This is a genomic window from Lishizhenia sp., from assembly GCF_033720595.1.
Lineage (GTDB): Bacteria > Bacteroidota > Bacteroidia > Flavobacteriales_D > Crocinitomicaceae > Lishizhenia.
This window is the reverse complement of the sequence record NZ_JAWWCF010000243.1, coordinates 1-3,552: the sequence shown is the minus strand read 5'-3', so window position 1 is coordinate 3,552 and position 3,552 is coordinate 1. Positions and strand designations below refer to the sequence as shown.

Below are 3,552 nucleotides of genomic sequence, written 5' to 3'. Positions count from 1 at the left end.
GTTTTAGGAGAGTAAACATTCTTTTATAAGATACTATTAAGGCATCCCAATTGGGATGCCTTAATAGTATCTTATAAAAGAATGTTTACTCTCCTAAAACTTGTAGTTAACACCTACACTTGGTAGAATGGGTAACTGGTAAATTTTTTCGTTGGTAATTCTGTTTACGTAGAAAATGTTTTCTCTATTGTATACGTTCGTTACACCTACAATGATTTCTAATTTGTTTTTATTTTTCAACTCGTAGTTTTGTTTCAAAGTGATGTCGAACCTGTGGTAAGTAGGAAGTCTTGCGGAGTTAATTGTTCCAGTAAGTAAACTTAACTCATTCACATTAGAGGTGTTTACATTTGTATTCAATCCATCGCTGAAGTCTTCTCCTTGGAAGTAACCCGTAGTAGGAGTAAACGGAAGTCCTGTCCCTAAGTTCCAACGTACACTTAATTCAATGTTTTTCTTTTTACCAAAAGCATAAGTACCTACTAAGTTAATGTTGTGACGTCTATCAAAGAGTGGAGTATAGTATTCAAAACCATCCCATCTTCTTGTTTTACCATATGAGTATACCCCCCACAAGAAAAGCCTGTTTTTAGAATACTTCAACAATACATCTACACCATAAGCATATCCAGATTCAATGAGGAAGTCTTTCTTGTACTCGTCTGCAATGTCAGCAAATTGAGATACATCTTCATAAAGTTTGTTGTTATTGATATTTGCAAGTAATGGGAAGTATTTATAATAACCTTCTACGTTCATAGAAAGGTGTTTGGTGAAGTCGTATTCAAATCCTCCTATCGCGTGCCACGCAACTTGTAAACCATTATCTATATCTCTAACTTTTCCGTTCGGGTAAGTAAACGTGGAAGGTACACTGTTCGGTGCACTTAAGAAACCGTAGAACAAGTTTACGATATCTCTATCAGAAGAAGCCGAGGTGAAGTTTTGCGTGTATCGACCCCCAGAAACTTTAAATCTTAAATCTTCAGTCGCGTTGAATTTTGCAGCTAACCTTGGTTCAGGCATCATTTCAGATAATGACGCATAGTATTGTAAACGAATTCCTGGTTGAATAACCCATCTTCCCGTAATCAATCTATAGTTAAGGTATCCGGCAAATTCTGTATTGTTGTCTTTGATCTGAATTTTTGTTTTAGCGGAGTTGAAGGTTGTAAAGTCTGTATTGAAGCTTCCTAAATTGATTCCGTAATTAATTTCAGATTGATTTTTCAAGAAATAAGTGAAGTCAAACCCTAAATCAAATCCATTGATAGAACTTTCTCTTGGTGCTGAATTATTGTCTTCTTGGAAAAAGATTTTATATCCAGATCCATTTAAGTGTCCTTTGATATAAATAGGAGAGGAACTGGGAACGAGTAAGAAATTCATACCTCCACCAGAACTTGTCCAATTTAAATCAGCCACATTAGCGTAGTTTACCCTATCGTTATTGTTGAAACCAAAGAAGGAAACCTTTGATCCCATGTCTCCTTTAAAAGTTACTTTTCCGTATAAATCTGTAAAGTCGAAAGGAAGCCCGGTACCATCGTTCACATAAGGATAAGCTGACCTTGAAGAGTAATCAAGTAATGATTTTTTCGCAGAGAAAATAAACGTTGACCCCGCGTGTGAATTTGAATCTTTAGATTTTGAAAGCGGACCTTCCATCACAGCTTTGGCCATAAATGGAGAAATAGAAAATTTACCGCCCAATTTATTTAAGTTTCCATCTCTATATGAAATATCCATTACAGAAGAAATCCTTCCTCCGTATTGTGCATCGAAACCTCCGGTGTATACATCGGCACTTTTTACTAATTCTGTTTCAAATACAGAAAAGAATCCAATGGAGTGGAAAGGATTGTAAATGGTCATCCCATCCAGTAATATTTTGTTTTGAATTGGAGTACCACCACGCACATAGATTTGTCCTCCTTGATCACCAGTAGTAACAACACCTGGAGTTACGCTAATGGCTGAAACGATATCATTTTCTGCCCCAAAACTTGGTAATCTTTCCAAACCTTTTTGGTCAAGTTTTACCATAGAGATTTCAACTTCCGTTGTTTTAGATTTATCAGACGCTGAAATTTCAACTCCTTCAATTTCTTTAACATCTTCAGGCTTTTTAAGGTCAAACCTTAAGCTTTGAATACTCTTAACGTCTTTTAATTCAATGCTATCTTTTATTTCAATGTATCCAGAAGCTCTTACGCTGATATAGTAAAACCCTTTGTCTATTTGAGCCAACGAGAAAAATCCATCTAAATCTGAGTTTGCCCCTTGTGTAGTTGGGTTAGCTCCTTTTGATTTTAATATTACTTTGGCATAAGCAATAGGTTCTTGTGTTTCATCATCGAAAATAAAGCCTCGAACCGTGTTGTCTTGTGCAAAACTAAAAGTGCTCAAAACGAGCAGAGAAAGTAAGGAAAGAAATACGTTTTTTAATTTCATAATTTTGGTTTCATGTCCATTTTAGCGTGGAGGCACATAGATACTGAATATATTTAGTTTTTTTAACAGTAAAATTGTCAATTGTAGGAGCTATTGACTTTACGGTTGGTGTTATGGAAATTAGGACTTTAAGATTTGCTTTGCTTTTTCCCAGTAAATATCCATTTCTTCCAAGTTCATATCGTTAAAATTGGCATTTTCCTCCTTCATTAGGATTTCCATCTTTTGAAATCTTTGAACAAACTTATTGTTGGTTTTAGAAAGCGCATTTTCAGGGTTAATTCCCATGAATCGGGCATAGTTAATCAATGAAAAGAGAAGGTCTCCGAATTCTTCTTCTGCACGATCAGATTGAGCATCCACTTCATCTTTAAACTCTTGCAATTCTTCGTTTACCTTATCCCAAACTTGATCTTTGTTATCCCAATCAAAACCAACTCCTTTTACTTTTTCTTGAATTCTACTTGCCTTAACCAAAGCAGGTAAAGATGCTGGGACTCCTTCCAAAACCGATGTTTTGCCTTCCTTAAGTTTTAATTTTTCCCAGTTGGCTTTTACTTCTTCTTCTGAATCGGCAACCGTATCACCGTAAATGTGAGGATGTCTGTGCACTAATTTATCACAGATAGCATGTAACACGTCTGTTATGTCAAAGGCTTTTTGTTCACTGGCAATTTTACTGTAAAAAACCATGTGTAACATAATATCACCGATTTCGCCTTTGAGTTCATCCATGTCTTTGGCTAGTATAGCATCTGCCAATTCATAAGTTTCTTCAATGGTTAAGTGTCTAAGAGATTCAAGAGTTTGTTTCCTATCCCATGGACATTTTTCTCGTAAATCGTCCATGATATTTAATAATCGTTCAAAGGCCTCTAATCGCTTATCCATTTGTCTTTTTTTTAATTAATACAAATAAACTAATTCTTAAAAGAAGGAGCTTCTTATTTTTGTAGATAATACCCATGAAGAAAAAGATTTACATTTCATTCATTCTCTGCTTTTGTACTTTGGTTGTACAAGGTCAAAACTTCAACCTTGGAGTGGGTGTAAATGGATCGCGTGGATTTTTACTTGCCCATAGATCTATCATGGCTC

The 3,552-nt window shown here is 35.4% G+C and carries 2 protein-coding genes; both read right to left on the bottom strand.

What is annotated here, in order from left to right:
* Positions 1-93 precede the first annotated feature (93 nt).
* Positions 94-2,454 (bottom strand): TonB-dependent receptor, encoded by a 2,361-nt coding sequence (locus R3333_RS13295; RefSeq protein ID WP_318959260.1) that lies wholly within the window; start codon positions 2,452-2,454, stop codon positions 94-96.
* 120 nt (positions 2,455-2,574) lie between these two features.
* Complete coding sequence (gene mazG / locus R3333_RS13290) at positions 2,575-3,345, bottom strand: nucleoside triphosphate pyrophosphohydrolase (protein WP_318959259.1); 771 nt, start codon at positions 3,343-3,345, stop codon at positions 2,575-2,577.
* Between the last annotated feature and the right edge of the window lie 207 nt (positions 3,346-3,552).